The sequence below is a fragment of the Staphylococcus sp. GDY8P72P genome, from assembly GCF_016890655.1.
Classification (GTDB): Bacteria; Bacillota; Bacilli; order Staphylococcales; family Staphylococcaceae; genus Staphylococcus; species Staphylococcus arlettae.
The window spans coordinates 1-19,736 of the sequence record NZ_JAFEQJ010000018.1 but is presented as its reverse complement, the minus strand read 5'-3'; the positions used below and the strand labels follow the sequence as shown (position 1 = coordinate 19,736).

17 protein-coding genes are annotated in these 19,736 nt (G+C 32.8%); 8 read left to right on the top strand and 9 right to left on the bottom strand.

Going from position 1 to position 19,736, the window contains the following annotated elements; genetic code table 11:
* Positions 1-148: 148 nt before the first annotated feature.
* The 6 genes from JVU85_RS07775 to JVU85_RS07750 all read right to left on the bottom strand — a co-directional run bounded on the left by JVU85_RS07775 (position 149) and on the right by JVU85_RS07750 (position 6,153).
* Complete coding sequence (locus JVU85_RS07775) at positions 149-1,279, bottom strand: FAD-dependent oxidoreductase (protein ID WP_204172271.1); 1,131 nt, start codon at positions 1,277-1,279, stop codon at positions 149-151.
* Positions 1,280-1,302: 23 nt separating this feature from the next.
* Entirely contained in the window at positions 1,303-1,878 is a 576-nt protein-coding gene (locus JVU85_RS07770) for a PadR family transcriptional regulator (protein ID WP_021459551.1), read from the bottom strand.
* A 269-nt stretch (positions 1,879-2,147) separates the two neighbouring features.
* On the bottom strand, positions 2,148-3,389 hold the full coding sequence (locus tag JVU85_RS07765; RefSeq protein ID WP_204172269.1) for a DUF6421 family protein: 1,242 nt from the start codon (positions 3,387-3,389) through the stop codon (positions 2,148-2,150).
* Between the two features lie 22 nt (positions 3,390-3,411).
* Positions 3,412-3,942, bottom strand: coding sequence for a hypothetical protein (locus JVU85_RS07760; RefSeq protein ID WP_002510387.1), 531 nt, complete (start codon positions 3,940-3,942; stop codon positions 3,412-3,414).
* A 13-nt stretch (positions 3,943-3,955) separates the two neighbouring features.
* A complete protein-coding gene (locus JVU85_RS07755) occupies positions 3,956-5,203 on the bottom strand; it encodes an ATP-grasp domain-containing protein (RefSeq protein ID WP_002510388.1) in 1,248 nt (415 codons plus the stop codon).
* 17 nt (positions 5,204-5,220) lie between these two features.
* Positions 5,221-6,153 carry a DMT family transporter gene (locus JVU85_RS07750; protein ID WP_002510389.1) on the bottom strand — a complete coding sequence of 311 codons (933 nt, stop codon included), beginning with the start codon at positions 6,151-6,153 and terminating at the stop codon, positions 5,221-5,223.
* Positions 6,154-6,854: 701 nt separating this feature from the next.
* Between JVU85_RS07750 and JVU85_RS07745 the strand changes: the two genes are divergently transcribed.
* The 6 genes from JVU85_RS07745 (at position 6,855) to JVU85_RS07720 (ending at position 13,598) form a co-directional block, all read left to right on the top strand.
* Positions 6,855-8,273: an anion permease gene (locus JVU85_RS07745; protein WP_021459554.1), complete on the top strand. Its 1,419-nt coding sequence runs from the start codon at positions 6,855-6,857 to the stop codon at positions 8,271-8,273.
* Positions 8,274-8,736: 463 nt separating this feature from the next.
* The gene (gene thrS / locus JVU85_RS07740) at positions 8,737-10,644 is read left to right on the top strand and encodes a threonine--tRNA ligase (RefSeq protein ID WP_204172267.1); all 1,908 of its coding nucleotides are present in this window, start codon (positions 8,737-8,739) and stop codon (positions 10,642-10,644) included.
* A gap of 156 nt (positions 10,645-10,800) precedes the next feature.
* A complete protein-coding gene (locus JVU85_RS07735) occupies positions 10,801-11,463 on the top strand; it encodes an MBL fold metallo-hydrolase (protein ID WP_103388324.1) in 663 nt (220 codons plus the stop codon).
* A 294-nt stretch (positions 11,464-11,757) separates the two neighbouring features.
* On the top strand, positions 11,758-12,738 hold the full coding sequence (locus JVU85_RS07730; protein WP_002510687.1) for a tRNA dihydrouridine synthase: 981 nt from the start codon (positions 11,758-11,760) through the stop codon (positions 12,736-12,738).
* A gap of 162 nt (positions 12,739-12,900) precedes the next feature.
* Complete coding sequence (locus JVU85_RS07725; RefSeq protein ID WP_002510686.1) at positions 12,901-13,326, top strand: SRPBCC family protein; 426 nt, start codon at positions 12,901-12,903, stop codon at positions 13,324-13,326.
* On the top strand, positions 13,326-13,598 hold the full coding sequence (locus JVU85_RS07720) for an ArsR/SmtB family transcription factor (RefSeq protein WP_204172265.1): 273 nt from the start codon (positions 13,326-13,328) through the stop codon (positions 13,596-13,598). The genes JVU85_RS07725 and JVU85_RS07720 overlap by 1 nt, the downstream gene beginning before the upstream one ends.
* Positions 13,599-13,790: 192 nt before the next feature.
* Here the strand turns inward: JVU85_RS07720 and JVU85_RS07715 are convergent, their stop codons facing one another.
* Positions 13,791-15,866, bottom strand: a complete 2,076-nt coding sequence (locus JVU85_RS07715; protein WP_204172263.1) for a DUF262 domain-containing protein — start codon at positions 15,864-15,866, stop codon at positions 13,791-13,793.
* Positions 15,867-16,689: 823 nt separating this feature from the next.
* Between JVU85_RS07715 and JVU85_RS07710 the strand changes: the two genes are divergently transcribed.
* Both JVU85_RS07710 and JVU85_RS07705 read left to right on the top strand, forming a co-directional pair.
* Positions 16,690-17,619, top strand: coding sequence for a ketopantoate reductase family protein (locus JVU85_RS07710; RefSeq protein WP_204172262.1), 930 nt, complete (start codon positions 16,690-16,692; stop codon positions 17,617-17,619).
* Between the two features lie 185 nt (positions 17,620-17,804).
* Positions 17,805-17,900: a type I toxin-antitoxin system Fst family toxin gene (locus JVU85_RS07705; RefSeq protein ID WP_021340007.1), complete on the top strand. Its 96-nt coding sequence runs from the start codon at positions 17,805-17,807 to the stop codon at positions 17,898-17,900.
* Between the two features lie 171 nt (positions 17,901-18,071).
* Here the strand turns inward: JVU85_RS07705 and JVU85_RS07700 are convergent, their stop codons facing one another.
* Together JVU85_RS07700 and JVU85_RS07695 are read right to left on the bottom strand one after the other, a co-directional pair.
* Positions 18,072-19,172 carry a glycerol dehydrogenase gene (locus JVU85_RS07700; protein ID WP_167867727.1) on the bottom strand — a complete coding sequence of 367 codons (1,101 nt, stop codon included), beginning with the start codon at positions 19,170-19,172 and terminating at the stop codon, positions 18,072-18,074.
* 334 nt (positions 19,173-19,506) lie between these two features.
* Positions 19,507-19,736: DDE-type integrase/transposase/recombinase (locus JVU85_RS07695; protein ID WP_204172261.1), on the bottom strand; the 230-nt coding region annotated here is incomplete at its 5' end.

Sequence of the window (19,736 nt, the reverse complement as noted above, 5' to 3'; positions counted from 1 at the left end):
TAAAAAGTCAAAAAGGCTCCTCATTACAAGGAGCCTTTAAATCGTTTCTTAATCAACCTTTGTCTTAGTCATGATACATTAAGAAATTATTTCAATAAATTTATAATCATTAACGGTATAGCCATAACTATATATCTTGAGCCAGAAGTTACGCTATTTCCTCAAAAAGTTGGGCCATTGTTTCAGCACCATTGTCCGAGAAAAATATTGCCAAATTATCTTGAGATTCTTGTGCATGAACTTTCGCAATTTCAAACATTTGTTGCTCATAGCTGTTCAAAATTTCAGTAAGATCATCATACATATGGAAGGCCTTGGCTAAAAGATAAGCATCATGTAAAGCCATATTAACACCTTCACCTGCAAATGGACTCATAAGATGCGCAGCATCTCCAATAAGTGTCATATTCTTTTGGGTTTCCCAAGTCAATCCTATAGGAAGTTTGTAAATACGGCGAAATTTAACATCATCATAACTATACGCAATATATTTTTTCAGATCTGCTCCCCAATCATTAAATTCGTGCATCAATCTTTCTTTTAATTCGTCTAAAGAAAGATTACGGTATTCATCAAGAGTGTCATACATCATTTTAAAACTAATGTATGCCATAATACGTCCATCTCCATTGCGTTGACCTAATATCGCTTGATGTCCACCTAATGCCATTACTTTCCCATTTTTATTAAATTTGAGAAGATCTGGATGTTCATTTTCATCAGAATTCATTTCAATCATAGAAATACCAGTATACTCAGGCATAGCATCGGTTAAATGTGGTCGAATTTTAGAAAATGCTCCATCCTCTCCAATTACTAAATCTGTAATTACTTTTACACCATTTTCAAATGTGAGTTCGGCTTGACCATTATCAAGTTGTTTCATATTTTCATATTTATAACCATATTTAATGTGTTGTGGATTGATTTGTTCAACTATAATATCGCATAACTTCCCACGATCAATTTCAGGTCTACTGCCCTCATCCTCTGCATCTTCATCGTATAGTATTTTGCCGTCTTTACGCACGATACGGGTATCTTCGCCATCGAAGCGTACATATTTACGAAATACTTCAAATATACCTGCTTGTTTCAAAGCGAGTTGTCCACTATCGTCATGAATATCTAATGACCCGCCTCTATCCTTGTGGATATTTTTGTGGCCACGTTCATAAATGGTAAAGGGTAACCCTTGGTGTTGCAAAAGTAAACCAAGCATTAATCCTCCTGATCCTCCACCAATAATTGCGATATGTTGTAGATTTTTCTTTTTCATCACTATACCTTCTTTGACATATTTTATTTTTCTTCTCTTATATTTAAGAGTTGTGCTTTAGTATCCTTTATTAATTGTTGAAATTGATCATATTTATTTTCATCTTTTAGGGCACTTTGTCCTGTTACCATAAATTCTTTGAATAAATCTTGGATTTGATTTCTTAAATCATTCATTTTCTCCATATCCATATTTTTAAATGCTTCCATACGTTTTGTAAATTCATTGTGTTGGCTATGCTCTTTTAAAAATTCCGACCCTTTTGCCGTAACGGTATATACCTTTTTAGTTCCTTCTTTTGAAACTGACACGAATTCGCGATCTTCTAACATCTGTAAAATTGGATACACACTACCTGGACTTGGTGAATAGAAACCTTTAAATCGCGCTTCTAAATCTTTAATAACTTGATAGCCATGTTTCGGTTCTTCTTCTAACAAACTCAATATGCTTAATTGTAAATTGCCTTTTTTAAAGAAACGGTTTCTTCCTTGCGCAGAGGCAAACATTTTATCAAACCCATCAAACCCACGGCCACCACCTCTATTACCTTGTTGCATTAATACATGTCTTCTATTATGAAAATGTCTATTAAACATAATAATCACCCTTCTTTTTTCGATAAATCGAAACGTGTCAAATAAATAACTATTTTTAATTATCATTTTTTGCTTATGCTTATATAATGAGTCCTTTAAGTATGCTGTATCATTTATTGATCGTGATGCCCTGGTCAACAGAAGGCATACTAAAAAAGCCACCATTTAAAAGGAGGCTTTTTTAGTATTTTGCAATTAAATTTAAAGAAAATTGATAGCAATTGCTGATAATATTTTAGATAACACCTAAGAATATGGTAATATCTATTTTAAAAACTCATGCTTTTAAAGTCGAGATTTCCAGCAGGTAATACCACTCTTTCAGATAACATTCTATATCTTGTTGGTGTGCTAAAACGATTACCTTCTTTTCCACTAGGTAAGTATTTCATAACTAAAGCTTTCGAAGATTTTTTATACACTTCATCATCATCAATTTTTTCTATAGTTTTGATTTCTTCTACTAATTTAGTAATATCTTCAAGCATCAGTTCGAAATTGATTTCTAAATTTTCTGACTTATTTATTTTCAAACTATTCCCATTCTCAATCAACCACTCGAACAAAAAGTATCCTGTCCCAGCATCAAAATTAGTTAATGCATCTGGCTGTCCTGGATATCTTATCAATCTTTCAAGAATTACAAATTCTAGTAATTCATTTTTATAAGGTAATGAATATTTATCTAAAGTTAAAATTGATTCGCAGTCTACTTTAATTTCTTCTAAAATACCTGAATGAAAATTCATTTTAGACTGTAAATTCTCATTCAAAGGTCGAGGTCCTTTGTGATGAAAGTAATCATGTAAATACCCCCAAATTGATCGAACCGTATAACATTCTTCAGCGGTTAATGTGGTGGAAACCCAATTACTTTGGTCTATTAAAACGTTTGCTCTTTGTATTGTTTCATTCATCCATATTTTTTGAAACTTATTAAAAAAGAACACTGCAAAAGATTGATTATTAATCTTCTCTTTAGTAGAAATATTTTCTGGGAAAAAAACTATACAATTTCCCTCTATTACTCCATTAGATCCGGTTATCAACTTAGTTGATTGGCAACCTGATCCTGGATGTGGTAATAATTTTTCAATTTCATTTAATAATTGTGGTTCATATCGTTGAGCAAATATTGCTTCAAAAAAATACCCTGTAGGTTTAGGACCATTTGGACATTTAACTGGACCAACAAACATTACTAATTCTTTATTGTTAGGTGCTTTTAAGTTTTCCAGGGTATTTATAAAATCTGGTTTAAATTCTAAACCTGATTTTATCCAGTTTTGAATATCTTGTTCAAAAGCTTTAGCCATTAACTCATTATTTGTTGCTTTATAGATATAACTTAACTTTTCATTTAATTGATAAAGTGTTTTTTCTATAAAAAATTTGTCGCCAATTATACTGCCATCTTTTGATTGATGTGCTTTAATGATAGTTGTATATGGTATTATCTCTTGTTCAAAATAAATTGTAATATTTCCTATAGATTCAATGTATTTTTTCATTTTTATACTCCCTCTTTACCATCTAATAATGTATTGTAAATCCCATTGGAACTTCACCAAAATCTTTAATTACTTTCAAACTATACTTTTGAGCTGCTGGTAAAGTCGTAATACATGCATCACTTAACCCCTTTGAACACTGTAAAGCAGCTTGAGAATTTGAGTTAACTAACTTAATATTTTTCGAGACAGTAAAATCATATGCCAATCCTGATGGAGCTGGATGTGTAGCTATGATACTATTTCCTAAATCTTTCGTGTCATCATTTGTCGCTAAGATCATATTATAAGTGGGCATTATGAAGCAATCTACTAGTGATAAATCATTTAAATTGGAAAATACAATTTTATGCAAATCTGGATAAACCACGCAACCTAACAATGCTGCAAAATCATTCTTTTTAACTTCTAATAGTGCATCTTCAAGTGTATTATGTAAAAATACTTCCCCTTCTATTTTATTTTCTTCTAACCATTTATATGCAGCTTGCTCACAGTTTGTGTTGATTGGTCCCAAAGTATGAATGAATTTGATATCTTCAATAGCTTTCATCATTATCCTCCGTTTATTTATAATTTATTAAAATTTCATCATCTAACCATTTGTAATAATTAACGCAGTCATCGTAATTATTATGAGTCGTCAAAACAAATCCCGGATATCCAGAGAAATTAGGGTATGGTTCGACAATATTTCCTACTTGCAAAAATTGGAGAATTCTATTAGTTTCTTCTTGCTTCAAGACATTATTAAAACCTTTTAAACTCGTTATTTCTCCATGGCCCTTTGTTGGCACTATATAGTTCCCTGCTATACATTTTGCCACTTCATTGCTGTTTGGTATTTCAACTTCTTGACCTAGCGCAGCAAATAAAGACCATTTAGCTAGATTAAAACCGGTACTAGCTTTAACAATGAAATGTGAAACACCGGACCCTCCTATACGTGCGCCAACTTCCAATATATAAGGCTGATTAGCATTATCAACTCTTAATTCTGTATGTGTAGGACCATTTATAATTCCTAAAGCTTTATTCGCATGTATTACTTGTGCTTCTATTGCCTCTTTTAATGAGTACGATATTTGGGCTGGCGCAATATAAACCCCTTCTTCAAAATATGGACCTTGTGGATTACCTTTATAACCAATAGAGAGAACAGTCGTTTTCCCGTTGTTAACAAAAGATTCTGCCACATATTCTGGACCATTAATATATTCTTCAACAATAATGCCACTAAAAGAATTCCCTTCATTATGCGACATATAATTCAACGTTTGTTCATTAATTGCTTGTACTGTTTCTATACCATTTTTCGCCTCTTGCTCATTATTTGCTTTGATAACGCCTAGACTTGAAAATCCAGTTTTGGGTTTAATAACTATCGGATAATTCATAGCTTTAATCACATCTATATCACTAATATCATCAATTTCTGCGTATTTTGGGTTATTTATATCATACTTATTAAACTGCTTTCTCATAGCACTTTTATCACGCAAATGTATATGTGAATGCTCTCCAGATTTAGGTAGATTTAATTCTGCTGCCAAGAGAGATGTAAAGGTTACCGCACCATCAAACAAGGTCATGACGCCATCAATAGGATCATGTGAATCCAGGTGTTTTAATTCATTTATTGCCACTTGTTCATTAAAAATATCTATTGATAGTTGTCTTTTAACTGCTGGTAAGTCAACGGGTTGCTGCTTTGGTCTATTCACCAATGTTAATCGAATGCCTAATTTTTCTGCCTCTTCAAATATAAAGGGGATATCAATATTTTGATAAATTAATACAATGTGCTGTCCCATATTTAATTACTCCTTCGTTAAGTATTAGATCTATTTTTGTGAATATTAGTGCTAAAATATTGGAAAATTGTAGTTATAACCTTAGGGCTTATGTTTATGAGCATAACACCGCATAGTATTAAAGCCGTTCCTACATACGTGTAAATATTTAATGTTTCACCTAAAAACAAGGAACCTAAATAGAGCGCTATTGCCGGGGAAATAAATAAATGTGCACTTGCTCTAGATACATGCCAATGCTTTAACAGTGTCATATATAATGCTAGACCAATGACTGATCCAACAGTTGATAAATAGAGTAATGCATATAAACTCGGCCCATGAAAAGTTCGATTCCCATTCTCTAGTAGTAAGCTAGCAAACCCTAATCCGATACCACCTATAATCATTGCTACAGCATTAAAGTTAAATATAGGCATATATGATAAATGGTCTCTTACTTTAATCGTGACTAAAGCACTACCTAGACCACTTGTTAAAATAAGCAACATAGATACAATACTTAATAGAGAATAATCAATTTGAAATGTTTGCCAAAATATTATGATAATTCCAATCAAGCTGAACAAAACCCCAGATATTTGCATCTTTGTAGCAGGTATTCCACCAAAAATTTTATTGAATATTAACAGCATTACAGCAAGCATAGACATTAACACAGAAACTAAACCACTAGATACATATTGCGTTCCCCAGTAAACAGTACCAAAGGGGACACTAAAATAAAAAATGCCATAAAATAAGGCAAGCATATAACCTTTAGGCGGCAACTTCCATTTTTTAAATATTAGCAAAATTATACATATAAGTGATCCTGAAATTATAAAACGCATAGATGATGACCAAAAAGGCAGACTATTTTCCAATCCTATTCTTTGTGCTCCCCACGTCGTTCCATTTACTAAACATATAATTACAAAAAATAACCACAGTAATGATTTATGATTCAATATTATGCACTCCTTTGAAAATACATAATTTATATAATACTATAATATTTTCTTATTACAAGAAAATTCTAAAATTTCTAAATATTTTTAAAATAATAAATTTGTTTAACATGTAAATAAAACCAAAAATGAACTAACCCTTGTTAAAGGATTAGCCCTTGCTATATTTAAAATCTATTTTGTCTCAAAAAGGACGCCTTACAAATAAGGCGTCCTTGTTATGTTAATAACTATTATATTTATTTATAACCAAAAGCTGAAAGTGCTGAATCAAGCAAAGTTACAGCACTATTTCCTACATTTGAAACTTGCTCTCCAAGAAAAGAAATTGCATTATCTTCTACTCCACTAATACTATCAACAAAATCTACGATAGCTTAGTCAAAATTATTTTGCTCTTCTATAATTGCACCTACTCCTTGTCTCTATTTCAGAGTCGACTTTATCAGTCAGGTTTATCACCTTACTTAATCATTACGCAAAATATTATTCATGTTCATCTAAACTAATGAAGACGTTTGGAACAATTATCATTCAATACATTTTACAAAAATCGATAAATCAATACTTCAAACAAAAGATTTTTAGGCATAGTAAATTGCAATAAATCTTTATTTATTTCGTGTTTACATACAGTGTTGATAAGCGTAGATTAATAGTTGTAAGTAGTAATATTGTGTAGAAGGAAGGAACGTTTCATCATGAAAAATTCAATAAAATACCGTAAATTTATTTTACCCCTAATTATCGGTATACTCATCTGTGCATTTACCCCTATCAAACCGGACGCATTAAGCCTACAAGCTTGGTATATGTTCGCGATATTTGTAACAACGATTATTGCTTGTATTACACAACCTATGCCAATCGGCGCAGTATCTATACTTGGGTTTACAGCCATGATACTAACAGGCGTAACTGACATCAAAACTGCAGTAGCAGGATTTGGTAATAACAGTATCTGGCTGATTGTCATTGCCTTTTTTATCTCGAGAGGTTTCGTCAAAACTGGTTTAGGCCGTCGTATTGCACTGCAATTTGTAAAATTATTTGGTAAAAAAACTTTAGGATTGGCCTATTCACTTGTCGGCGTTGACCTTATATTAGCCCCTGCCACTCCAAGTAATACAGCACGTGCGGGTGGTATTATGTTCCCGATTATCAAATCACTTTCTGAATCCTTTGATTCGGATCCAAAGCAAGGAACAGAACGGAAAATGGGTGCGTTTCTTATCTTTACCGAATTCCAAGGTAATTTAATTACTGCCGCCATGTTTTTAACTGCAATGGCAGGTAATCCATTAGCACAACACCTTGCCGGAAGTACTGCTAACGTAAATATAACGTGGATGAACTGGTTTTTAGCCGCCTTAGTGCCTGGCTTAATATCTCTAATCGTTATACCTTACGTTATTTATAAAATATATCCCCCAAGCACTAAAGAAACGCCAAATGCTAAAAACTGGGCTAATAAAGAATTAGCAACAATGGGAAAAATATCAACCGCAGAAAAATATATGATTACAATCTTCATCATTTCATTACTGCTTTGGATAACAGGAAGCATGATTAACATAGATGCCACGTTAACAGCATTTATTGCCCTATCGTTATTATTGTTAACAGGCGTACTAGAGTGGAAAGATATTTTAAATGAAACAGGTGCCTGGAATACATTAATTTGGTTCTCAGTGCTCGTACTCATGGCAGATCGGTTAAATAAATTAGGCTTTATTCCATGGTTAAGCAAACTCATCGCCACAAGTTTGGGTCACTTCAATTGGCCCATTGTTCTTGTTATTTTGTTGCTATTCTATTTTTATTCTCACTATTTATTTGCGAGCGCAACCGCACACGTCAGCGCAATGTATGCCGCGCTATTAGGTGTGGCAGTTGCTGCAGGCGCGCCACCGTTATACAGTGCATTAATGCTAGGTTTCTTTGGTAACTTGTTAGCTTCAACGACACATTACAGTAGTGGCCCAGCACCAATCCTATATTCAGCTGGCTATATTTCTCAAAAACGTTGGTGGACTATGAACTTTATCCTGGGAATTGTATATTTCATTATTTGGATAGGTTTAGGTTCCGTTTGGATGAAATTAATAGGTATTCTATAGATTAAACAATGTCCCCACCTTTCGTCATAAGCTTTTATAATATAAAAATAATGTACACTAATCTTTATAAATATAATATAAATGTAACAACGCCCTTCACACATGGTGAAGGGCGTTGTTATTATTAAATTCTGATTATTTTAAAATTAATATTGCAATTGTTAGCCAACTCATTTATGATGGTTAATAATTTAAGATATTAATCGTGGAAAAAGAAAAAGTATTTAGTTCACACACAGGGAATAGAGGTCACCGGCTGAAAGCTTCTATATTTATAAATACTTTACTACTTTGGAGATATGTATGAAAATACATCGTTTAATAACATGTTACGTTATTCCATGAGCCTTAATTGATTAACAAATCAATTAGGGGAATTTGGGTGGTACCACGAGACTGCGCTCGTCCCTATATCTATAGGGATAAGCGCAGTTTTTTATTATAAATTAAAGGAGTGATATCAATGTTTAACGGTAATGTAAAAGTTCAATTATCAAATAATAATGTATTGGAGGTGCCACAAAATACAACACTACTTCATGTTGCTAAAAATATTGGTAGCTCTTTTTCAAAAAAAGCTGCCCTTGGAGACGTTAACGGGGAATTAAAGGAACTAAGTTATTCTCTAAATGAAGATAGTAAAGTAAATTTTATCACTTTTGAAGAACCCGAAGCTGAAGCATCTATAAGATATACATTGTCTTTTTTAGTCGGTTACGTCATTCATAATAACTTTGAAGGTATTGAAATTGCTGATATAGGTGTAAGCAATGAAAGCTTTTATTGTGATTTCCAAACAACTATTAAAAATCTTAATAAAGATGATATAAAACGCATAAATAAATCACTTAACAAGCTTATAGAATCTAATCCCACAATAAAGGTGTCAGAAGTATCATCAGAAAAAGCGCAACAATTGGTAGCTGATCAAAAATACATGCGCTATCACATTGAAAATAATGAGAATGACAAGGTTAAAATTGCTGAAATTGGGGACTATAAATCATTGATTAGTTACCCTATTATTAGTAATTTATCAAAATTGAAAAACTACAAACTCAAAAACATATCATCTACAAATTGGTTAAGAGATGTAAATAATGAAGCATTACAACGTATATCTGGTATAGCTTTTGCTACTGAAACAGCCCTAGCAGCACATGAAAAGTTTCTTGAGCAATACCACAATATCAATCATAGAAAAATAGGTAAAGAACTGGAGTTATTTACCTTTTCTGATTATGCTCCTGGTATGCCTTTCTATAAACATAATGGGCAAATTATACGTCTGGAACTACAGAACTTTTTAAGAAAACTACAATTTGCAGAAGATTATCAAGAAGTATATACACCCTTTATCATGAATGAAGCATTATGGAAAAACAGCGGTCATTGGGACCACTATAAAGATAATATGTATTTTACTAAAGTTGATGATGTAAGATATTCATTGAAACCTATGAATTGTCCGGGCCATATGCTTATTTATAAAAATGAACATCACTCATATAGAGACTTACCTATTCGCATGGCCGAATTCGGTCAAGTTCACCGTCATGAGTTAAGTGGTTCTTTAAATGGATTGTTCAGAGTAAGGACATTCAACCAAGATGATGCTCATATTTATGTCACTAAAAATCAAATAGAGCCTGAAATTCTTAACGTACTTAATTTAATTGATAAAGTGTATACTATCTTTGGCTTTGAACATAGTATTGAATTATCTACGCGTCCTGACGATTATATGGGTGAAATAAGCTTATGGAACTTTGCGGAGTCCTCTCTGAAAAATGTTTTACATTATAATAATTTACAGTATACAGTTAATGAAAAAGACGGTGCATTTTATGGACCGAAGATAGATATCCATATTAAAGACGCACTAGGCAGAAGTCACCAATGTGGTACAATACAACTCGATTTCCAAATGCCAGAAAAATTCGATTTGCATTATATTAACGAGAACAATGAAAAAGAAAGACCCGTCGTTATTCATAGAGCTATTTATGGTTCTATCGATCGCTTTTTAGGTATTTTGTTAGAACATTATGCTGGTAATTTACCGTTATGGTTAGCACCAATACAAGTCAACATCATCCCTGTAAATAATCAAGTGCATTTAGATTATGTGACTCAGATTAAACAAAACTTAAAATCTAAAGGTATCAGAGTTGCTGTGGACAGCAGTAATGAAAAAATGGGTTATAAAATAAGAAACGCGCAAATTAAAAAAATTCCTTATACTATAGTTATTGGTGATAATGAGGTAAGCAACCATACGTTATCTGGGCGAAAACACGGTAATAAATCAGCTCAGACTTTTGAAGCCGATGCTTTTATAGAAAAAATCTTAACAGAAAAAATATCGTAAGTTAAAGTAACAACGCCCTTCATACATGGTGAAGGGCGTTTCATTAATAATTATTTTCTATCTATAGCTCAACGCATGTAAAACTATCTTTCTTGTTATTTTGTCAGTTCCATTTTACACTTTAATCATATCAAGAATTATGAAGGAGTGGAAAAATTGGAATTAAAACAAATATCAAATCATATTTATAAATTAACTGTAGAAACTAATGTCGGTATTCCCATTATTATCAATACCTGGTACATCGTAAACGATGACAATGTATATATTGTAGACTCCGGTATGAATTCCTACTCTAAAACACAAATAAAAGCTGCTCTGTTCCTTGGTACGCCTCAAGCATTATTTTTAACACATGGACACGGAGATCATATTAACGGCGCAAAGGAAATAGCTGAATCACTTAATATTCCAATTTATGCACATGAAAATGAGCTCCCTTATATTAATGGAGAATTACCCTATCCCAATAAACAGGTCGTGGAGCGCACGAATGTCGCATATAAAGTTCAACCCATACATCAATCATTAGACGTACCTTTCACATTTTATTTAACACCAGGCCATGCACCGGGTCATGTAGTTTATCATCATGATGGCGATGATGTTCTTATTTGTGGTGATTTATTTATCTCCAGTACCACTGCTTTACATCCACCCATATATAAATTTACTTACAACATGTCACAAAATATTAAAAGTGGCACAATTATTGATGACATTCAGCCATACTTAATTAGTACATCACATGGTGAAGACATTGTTTATGCGGAAGAGTTATACCAAATATACACATTTAAATATGGAGAGGCAGAATAAGTGATAGTTGTTACAGGTAAACACCATTGTACATTAATGCTAGAATTCTTGGTAAATTGCTAGCTTCAATGACACACTACAGTAGTGGACCACCCCACTTCTATATTCTGCTAGCTATATCTCGCAAAAATGTTAGTAGAATCACCATGTCCCTATGCCTTTAGACGCCTCAGAGACTACCCTGAATTATAGCTGTGATTGGTCAAAATACTTTTGTGTATGTTGACAATTTATGGTAATATCATCATGGATAAAAATTCGAGATAATTATAGATAAGAAGGTTTAAATATATTATGACTGAAAATTTTTGGCGTGAATTACCACGTCCATTTTTTATTTTGGCGCCTATGGAAGACGTTACAGATATCGTCTTTCGTCATGTAGTTAGTGAAGCAGCGAGACCTGATGTATTTTTTACAGAATTTACAAATACTGAGAGCTTTTGCCATCCAGAAGGTATACACAGTGTTCGTGGACGCTTAACATTCAGTGAAGATGAACAGCCGATGGTCGCTCATATATGGGGTGACAAGCCAGAGCATTTCCGCGAAATGAGTATCGGTATGGCAGAGATGGGCTTTAAGGGCATTGATTTGAATATGGGTTGTCCTGTAGCTAATGTTGCGAGTAAAGGTAAAGGGTCTGGTTTAATTCTACGACCTGAAACCGCAGCAGAAATTATTCAAGCATCCAAAGCAGGTGGACTACCGGTAAGTGTTAAAACACGACTCGGTTATTATGACATAGACGAGTGGAAAGATTGGTTAAAACATGTCTTTGAACAAGACATTGCCAATTTATCTATCCATCTACGTACACGTAAAGAGATGAGTAAGGTTGATGCACACTGGGAATTAATTGCAGCAATCAAACAAATGCGTGACGACATCGCACCAGATACACTGTTAACTATTAACGGTGATATCCCAGATAGAAAAACAGGCCTTGAGCTTGCTGAAAAGTATGGCATTGATGGTGTAATGATTGGCAGAGGCATTTTCCATAACCCTTATGCTTTTGAAAAAGAGCCACGTGAACATACGAGTAAAGAACTGTTAGGTTTGTTGAGATTACATCTTTCATTGTTCGACAAATATTCCAAAGAGGAATCTCGACTATTCAAACCCCTACGCAGATTCTTTAAGATCTACGTTCGTGGCATCAGAGGCGCTAGCGAACTGCGTCATCAATTGATGCAGACCAATACAACCGATGAAGCCCGTGCATTACTTGATGACTTTGAAGCTCGCATGGACGACGAAGTAAAATCCTAATACGTTTGCGTATTGGGATTTTTTTATTATACAAAATTACTTCATTTATAATGGCAATACTTTAATATTACATCCAGCCCATTAAAATTTTGATATGACACCAAAACGTGTTACGATTAATATAACACCTTTTGGTGTCATATTTTTTCTGGAGGTCTTTGCATGTCTAATAATTCTGAGTTAACGGAAATTAAAAAAGTTGTCACCTTAAATGCCAATCAAGATAAAGTTTGGGATGCTGTCGCAACAGCTGAAGGCATCACAGCTTGGTGGATGCCGAATGATTTTGAACCTGTAGAAGGTAAAGCATTCACCTTACATGCAGGGGAATTTGGAGATTCTCCTTGTAAAGTAACTAAGATTAAACCCAAAACGATGGTCAGTTTTGATTGGGGGAAAGATTGGAATCTTACTTTTAAACTCAAAGCAATCGATGACCATACTACTGAATTCACCCTTATTCATTCAGGTTGGGACGACAATAAAGAAACAGAGTTTGGTCAACCACATTTTGTTGTCCAAGGCTTTATGGACGATGGTTGGGATGAAATCGTAAATACACATTTAGTAAATTACGTGACGTCATAATGCAATCGGTACAACCAAAACACGATGTATTTCATGCCATCGCTGACCAACATCGTCGTAAAATTTTAATGTTGCTTGCTAATGATGAAAGATCAATTACATCAATCACTGATGAGTTTTCAATTTCAAGAACAGCGGTCAACAAGCATTTAACCATACTATATGAATCCAACCTTGTAACCAAAAAAACATCCGGCAGAGAAACCAGATACAAAACCCACGCGCAAGAACTAAAAAAAGTGAGTGACTGGTTGCAGTATTTTGATGTGTAATGGGATAATAAGCTAGAAAACCTTAAAAATTATGTGAATGACAATTAAGTTAAATTATAAAAAGCCTGCTCTTATTATTTGCTATAAGAGCGGGCCTATTTTTATCTTTTCAATAAATCTACTTGCTTTCACTTTAATTTACAATGAGTTATAAAATGCTTTTGTTACTTTATGTTTACAATTAATAACTGTTTAATTTTTATATTCAACATCTAATGATAATTGGTCATATGATATATTATATTTTTCGAAAAACTTGTTAATATAGTTCATTTTTCTTTCATTGGATAATTGTACAAATAAATATACACCTGGGACTATTTCCTCAGTATCATCTGTTTTTTCGCTAAATATAGCTGATTCAAAGCCAATTTTTGTGTCTATTTTTGTACATTCAATCAATGGATTCAAATCAATTTTAGCCAATAATTTAAATAGCTCTACAAATAAACCCTTCCATGTTTTTACAGGAATATATTCATCATTAATAAATGTAAATCCATGTATTTTATAATTAGAAAAAGTCTCATTACCATCATAGATATACATTTCTTTTTCTTCTATCATTTCATGTATTGTCGATTCAGGAAAATCCCAAATTTCTAATGCAGAAGTAATTAGCTGATTTGTTCTCTCAATTATTTCAGCTTCACCCCATTTGTCACTTCTAGCTGGTAATTTGTTTAAATTAACAAAATGACTTTCTTTAAAACCTTTTTCCATATTTTGTTTATCTTGGAAACTTCTATTGCTATATTTTGAATTATATCCAGTTATAGTCAAGTTTCCTAATGAGTTGACATAATTTTCATGAATTCTTTGGTAATTATTTCCTAATTCATTTTTCCAATCAGAGCTTAATTTTTGTGGCATAATATGTTCAATACTATAATCTTTATTTTTTAGTCCCTCGTAAATTGATAATGATTCAATGTGGTTATGGTTTTCTAACCTTTCAAATATAAATGAACGATATGATGAATTAATATTATACCAATCATTATGTTTAAAGTTTCTAATTAGTTCTTCATCCGTTGGTACTCTTCCAGACCCTTGTTTTTTAAGTAGTAAAAATATGATAACTTCTGAATCTTTATATTGATTGTTATGTTTATCTTGAAACTGCCTAAAATCTCTATACAAAGTTGCTATAACTTTATTTAACGCATTCGAAGGTGTTTTGGTAATTATCCTTCTTGCTATATATTTTTCAACTAGTTCTACTATTTTGATAGCTTCTTCTTCGACAATTTTATTAGAAACAAAATCATTAATTATAGCCATTATAAATGGTCTAATTACAGTGACATTTAATTCTAAAAATCTATTTAAAATTACATCTATTTTCTTTGTCCCTGTATTACACTCAAGAATCATTTTATAAGTATTAGAGAAGTCATTAATGTCTTCAAATAAATTTTGTTTATCAAAATCAAGATTATTATAAGTGGTCTTAAATTCATCATACACATTTGATATCTTTGGAAATTGTGCATTTTTGATTGTTAAAAAATACCTAAAAAATTTACTTACTTCGAAATGAGTATTTTCTTCTAATGGTTGCCAATAGTTTTGAAAATACTTATTTTGTTCAGGCAAATTCTCATTCATAAGTAAGAAGTTGCGTATTTTATCTGCATCTGTTAGAGCGACCCCGGTTGAATTGAGACTTTCAAAAATTAATTGTGGGTCATCATCAGGTGAATTTAAATTAACTACCATAAATTGAAGCTTTTGTATTGAACTCATTAATTGATCAATTGAGATATTCATATTATCAATACATGAATAAAAATACTCATAGTTTAAAGTAATATTTGAAGATTTGTCATAAAATTTTTCATTCCCAAATAATAATTTATATGACTTATAATCTCTTGGATTAGGTTGTAAAATTAATTTATCTGTAGTATTTAAGTATTGATCTTGTAAAAAAGTATTTAAAACATATTCCGGTGTTAAACGTACTTTTTTAGCTTCTTCTTCATTTTTGTCCAACCAATTTTTTATAGCTAACATTAAAAGAGATAACGTTGTCAATCTTTGTTGCCCATCTATGACAATTATATCTTGCGCATAATTACCTGGTTTTACAACTATACTACCAAAAAAATGTGTTTGTTTATTGCTTGTTTCTAAATCAATTAAATCCTCAAACAGCAATTCACAGTTTTCTCTCTTCCAATCATAGTTCCTCTGATAAACAGGAATAATAATTTGTATTGCTCCCCTTAAAAATTCTATCGCAGAGCGGACGTTTCCATCCATAAATAATCACCCTTATTTTTATTTATAGTTATATACAGATTAACATATACCCTATTAAAATAAATTGTTTCATAAATATTTTGTGATTTTAGAGTATATACTTTAGTTAAATGAAGAAGTTAGAAGTTACGTACCACCCATCTAATAATTTCAAGAAAAGCACCTAATACTATGTGACTACGTTAAACTCACTTCAAAATTTCATTTGGCAGTCGTTTTGAAGGTGACGGCATAGTGGCGTCACACAACCCGATGACTCACCCCACCGTATTTTTATATGCCTGTTATCTTTCAAGTAAATGTTAATATAAAAGCTTGCCCCTTTTATTAAACCAAAGGGAGCAATCAGCAATAAAATGTAAGATTTAGAACCCGGCGTCGTAAATCTATTAAAAAATGGATATAACATGCTGATACAACTATTAAATATGACCGCAAACATAACGACTGACATTAAAATATCTATCAGTGGATGAATGTCAGTCTCCAATAATAAAGCTTAGATAAGCAGGGGCAATCCCTATCGACTCTTTGTTGCCTTTACTAAACATGATATAAATCCCCCACTAACATGAATTGATAAATGGTTTTTAAATTGTGCAAATTACAAGGAAGTATGATATTAATCACTTGTAACTTCTAATTTTGTTTCAAACTTACTTTTCAAACAAAATATAAGCACATTTGAATCCTGCAATACTGCCAAAAATTATTAACACCAAAATAACAGACGCAATATTATTTATAAAAAAATATAAAATGCTATAGTGGAGATATATTAAACAATTGTTTTTTAAATCAACATGACTAAGGGAGTGTTTCGATGTATAAAATAGGTATAGCCGGAGCAGGCGCAATGGGTGGACGTATTGGTGTTTCCATAAAGGAAGCAGGTTATGATGTTACACTTATAGATCATTGGGAAGCACACGTCAACCGTATTAATACACATGGTATGGACATTAAAACAGAGACGGAGAACTATACAGTCGACATTCCTGCTATATTAGCCCAAGATGTAGCAACCGAATTTGATCTGATCATTATATTAACGAAAGCGATGCAATCTGAAGCAATGTTAAAACACTTACTAGCAGCCGGCTGCATCCACGAAGATACAGCTATCATGAGTATGATGAATGGATTAGGTCACGAAGAACGATTATCACAAATCGTGCCATTATCACAAATTTATCTTGCTGTAACGATGTGGACTGCAGGACTACGTGGTCCAGGACAATTGTTACTAGAAGGAGAAGGCACAATCCATTTACAAAGAGCTGATGGCGAAATGGATAGTCATACGAATAGCATACTTCAAATACTCAACAAAGCAGGACTGAATGCACAAATTAGCGACAATGTATTCGAAGCAATTTGGTCTAAAGCGACCTTAAATAGTGTGCTAAATCCATTATGTACAATTTTAAACAAAACGATTCACGAATTTGGTAGCTACCCGCATTCAGCGGAGATGGTCAAGCCTATCATTGATGAAATTGTCGCAGTCGCACAAGCCAAAGGTATCGAATTGAATAGCGATGAACTTTTACAAAAAGTCGAAGCAGCTTATCCCAAAGAAGCGCAAGGCCTGCATTACCCTTCCATGCACCAAGATTATGCAAACGGACGTTTAACTGAAGTAGATTACCTTAATGGTCAAATAGCTGCGTATGGGCAAGCAGCCAATATACCGACACCGCATAATACCATGCTCACCCACCTCATCCATCAATTAGAAACAAAATTATAATAACGAGTAGCAGTGAATGACCAATTGTTTTCTCAATGAAGTGTGCTTCCGCACTTCATTTTTTCACTTTAAGTTGACATAATTCAACTTATCGGAAGTGCATATGCTTGCAGATTAACAGATGGTATAATAGGGAAGTCGTCGTTCTACTTCTGTGCTGGTTTAGCATGGAAGGAGGTGACACCATGTTCAGCATCATATTTGTATCTATAGTAGCTCCTATTATAGTGGGGGTTATAATCACGTTGTTTTCATATTGGTTGAATAATCGTGATAAATAATTAAGCGACGACATAGTAATAACACCAAAAAGAGCCCGATAACTATTCCAGTAGTTATCGGGCTCGGTGTTTACCATGTTCAACACATATTTGTTATCTAAATTATAACATCATAGTGGAGAGAAATGCAAAATAAGAATAAATATATACGTAGTCTAAATAAAGAGCAATTTACTTAGCTTTGCCTTCACTTAATTCATTCACTGCTAGTATAGCTTGCGCTATGTCTTCAGCAGTGAATTCGTCACTTAAATTAGAGAAAGTGTCATTAGGATCTTTTGCTAATTCTCCCACTTTTACTAAATCCTCAAAAGAAACGTCGTGTAAATGCATATTATTTAAATTTGTTGGCATTTCTAAGAATTTATAAAAATCAATATATTTTTTAATTTCTTCATAAGGTCTATTTTCTAAAACCATTTGAACGAGAGTCCCATACGCCACTTTTTCGCCGTGTCCAAGTTTATGGATATCTCCTGATAAAGCTGTAAACCCATTGTGTATTGCATGGGCTGCAGCAAGTCCACCGTTTTCAAAACCAAGTCCTGAGAGTAAAGTGTTTGCTTCGATAATAGACTCCACTTGAGGTGTTACAATACCTTGTGCTGCAGAAAAATAGGCGCTTTTACCGTATTTAAATATTGTTTCTTCTGCTTTTTCAGCAATGGCTAAAGAAGCTAATGTTGGTTTTCCATCCACCATAGTTTTCCCTCTACGGTTTAAAGTTGCTTTAACTTCTACTAAAGTAGCTAAAGCATCGCTCATGCCCGCCGCAAACAATTTGACTGGTGCTTGGACTATAATTTGTGAATCTGCTAATACTACATTTGGGTTTTTATAGTAAAATCTGTAACCCGTAAAAACACCTTCATCTGAATAGATAACTGACAAAGCACTCGTAGGCGCATCTGTAGAAGCAGTTGTTGGGACAATAATAACAGGGGAATTAAGATCATCAGAAATTGCTTTTGCTGTATCTAATGTCTTTCCTCCTCCAACGCCAACAATCACATTTATGTTATTTTCTTTGGCTATTTGGCTAAGTCTTGCTATTTCATTTTCAGAGGCTTCCCCATTAAATTCTTCGTATTTGTAACTAATCTCGTTAGATTCAAAACTCTCATTTATGTCTTTATTTGTTAGTGACCAAACTAAACTATCTGAAATAATCAAGGGTGTATCACCTAATTTATTAACTTCATTGGCTAAACTTTTTATTTCTCCTTTTCCTTGTATATATCTACTTGGCGATTGAAAAACGTATCTTGACATAAAAAAACCTCCTTATTATTTGATATACACTTATTTTATCCCCTGTATTCGTATGTATAAATCATAAATCTTTGTAAATGTGAAAGTTTATACGTAAAACAATTACTTATTCGAATGATTTAACTTCTTTTTTTTGAGCAAGACGTATTCAGGGTGTGGGTCATTTTTTTATTATTTAAATTGGAAAATAAACTTTTGTTTAAGTCAAAATTTTAATTTTACGTGTTTAACATACTTCTTTTGAGGTTATTTGAGTTTGTAAGTAGGATATTTATGGTTCTGTTGCAAAGTAAAAAAATATAGCTAACCACTAATTTATCATGTCAGTGTTCGCTTAACTTGCTAGCATGATGCTAATTTCGTGGCATGGCGAAAATCCGTAGATCTGAAGAGACCTGCGGTTCTTTTTATATAGAGCGTAAATACATTCAATACCTTTTAAAGTATTCTTTGCTGTATTGATACTTTGATACCTTGTCTTTCTTACTTTAATATGACGGTGATCTTGCTCAATGAGGTTATTCAGATATTTATATGTACAATGGCAGTCAGGTTTAAGTTTAA

Bases quoted from the DNA above. Each gene is read 5' to 3' on its own strand.
- JVU85_RS07725 (WP_002510686.1), top strand. From the start codon at position 12,901: ATGTCTAATAATTCTGAGTTAACGGAAATTAAAAAAGTTGTCACCTTA.
- JVU85_RS07765 (WP_204172269.1), bottom strand. From the start codon at position 3,389: ATGAAAAAATACATTGAATCTATAGGAAATATTACAATTTATTTTGAA.
- JVU85_RS07755 (WP_002510388.1), bottom strand. From the start codon at position 5,203: ATGGGACAGCACATTGTATTAATTTATCAAAATATTGATATCCCCTTT.
- JVU85_RS07700 (WP_167867727.1), bottom strand. From the start codon at position 19,172: ATGTCAAGATACGTTTTTCAATCGCCAAGTAGATATATACAAGGAAAA.
- JVU85_RS07730 (WP_002510687.1), top strand. From the start codon at position 11,758: ATGACTGAAAATTTTTGGCGTGAATTACCACGTCCATTTTTTATTTTG.
- thrS (WP_204172267.1), top strand. From the start codon at position 8,737: ATGTTTAACGGTAATGTAAAAGTTCAATTATCAAATAATAATGTATTG.
- JVU85_RS07775 (WP_204172271.1), bottom strand. From the start codon at position 1,279: ATGAAAAAGAAAAATCTACAACATATCGCAATTATTGGTGGAGGATCA.
- JVU85_RS07720 (WP_204172265.1), top strand. From the start codon at position 13,326: ATGCAATCGGTACAACCAAAACACGATGTATTTCATGCCATCGCTGAC.
- JVU85_RS07710 (WP_204172262.1), top strand. From the start codon at position 16,690: ATGTATAAAATAGGTATAGCCGGAGCAGGCGCAATGGGTGGACGTATT.
- JVU85_RS07770 (WP_021459551.1), bottom strand. From the start codon at position 1,878: ATGTTTAATAGACATTTTCATAATAGAAGACATGTATTAATGCAACAA.
- JVU85_RS07715 (WP_204172263.1), bottom strand. From the start codon at position 15,866: ATGGATGGAAACGTCCGCTCTGCGATAGAATTTTTAAGGGGAGCAATA.
- JVU85_RS07705 (WP_021340007.1), top strand. From the start codon at position 17,805: ATGTTCAGCATCATATTTGTATCTATAGTAGCTCCTATTATAGTGGGG.
- JVU85_RS07745 (WP_021459554.1), top strand. From the start codon at position 6,855: ATGAAAAATTCAATAAAATACCGTAAATTTATTTTACCCCTAATTATC.
- JVU85_RS07760 (WP_002510387.1), bottom strand. From the start codon at position 3,942: ATGAAAGCTATTGAAGATATCAAATTCATTCATACTTTGGGACCAATC.